Consider the following 1,165-nt stretch of genomic DNA (forward strand, 5'->3'; position numbering starts at 1 on the left):
CTTTCTCCACCAACAATTACCCAATCTAGTTTTTCATTGTCTCTGTAAGATTCCTGGTAATCTTCATAGAGATAATGAGGTCGAAGTTCCACCGGCCCTAACAATGGTTCACAACTGATAAATCGGATGGCTGCCGGTGTTTCCAGTAAGGTTTGGATTCTGTGCGTGACAGATTGATTTTCTACAGAAACACCTACCCAGACATTTGGTAGTGGCCATGAGAATTTTTCATAAGCCCAATTGTTTAGGGGGAGGGGTGGATAATCGTTGCCAGGGTGTTTATTGATGTCTAACTCAACATTTATCCACATCGCAATTCTGCGGATAGTATTAGGATCATTGAGATAGCTATGGAGCCGATCGGGGCATTTGGTAAGGACTTGATAGGTGTGGCGTTTGTAAACCGCCATGTAAGCCCAAGTTAGATCCAAAAACCACTCTGGTACATCATCTGAAAATAAATCAGCCATATTACTGACAAAAATACGGGCTGGTTTTTTCCATTGCTTGACCCATTTCAATCGGTCTGGATGATATTTTATCAATCCTGTCCACCGCAGAGTTTCTCCTTTTTTCTCGACGGTGCCGGTGTAAATTTCTCTAATCTTGGGATTAGGATTATGGGAAAGTCGCCAGCTATCTTTGATGGCATAACAGTTGGCACAACCGGCAGATTTAGGAATACAACCAGTAACAATTGGCCAACTATGATCTGTCCATTGGATTTTGGAATTCTTGCTCATTGGAATACCCTTGTTTTAATGACATAGTTTTGTTAGGGGGTGGAGACGTCTTTATAAAGTTGTCTCCACCGGCAGCCAGTAGGCAGTTATTTCAACAGTCCATAGTTTCGAGCGCAGATGGGCCCGTAACCCAGAGATAAGGAAGTTTCTGTGCTAAGCCGCTGATAACAAAAGCAACACCGGCCTGTTAAAGTACCGTATTCTTGTGCGGTATGGTGTGGATTATTAGCAAACTTTTGGAGGGCCGGTACGACCCATGCTGGACATCCTTTTGCTGGGCGGAATGTGCCGGTGTTATCAATGGTTCCTAGGAATCCTCCTACTGCATAGACCATGATAGAATCGGCATATTTGGAATCAGAATCAGCAGGATAAAGTTTAATCTCTTGTTGTTCTTCTGCCAGAATTCTAATCCTTGGTTT

2 protein-coding genes are annotated in these 1,165 nt (G+C 43.3%); both read right to left on the reverse strand.

The window, feature by feature from the left end; translation table 11 throughout:
• The coding region (locus NG798_RS27745; protein WP_261226950.1) for a phage Gp37/Gp68 family protein at positions 1-743 on the reverse strand (743 nt) is incomplete at its 3' end.
• An 86-nt stretch (positions 744-829) separates the two neighbouring features.
• Positions 830-1,165: DUF6011 domain-containing protein (locus NG798_RS27750; protein WP_261226951.1), on the reverse strand; the 336-nt coding region annotated here is incomplete at its 5' end.

This window comes from Ancylothrix sp. D3o, from assembly GCF_025370775.1.
Taxonomy (GTDB): Bacteria; Cyanobacteriota; Cyanobacteriia; order Cyanobacteriales; family Oscillatoriaceae; genus Ancylothrix.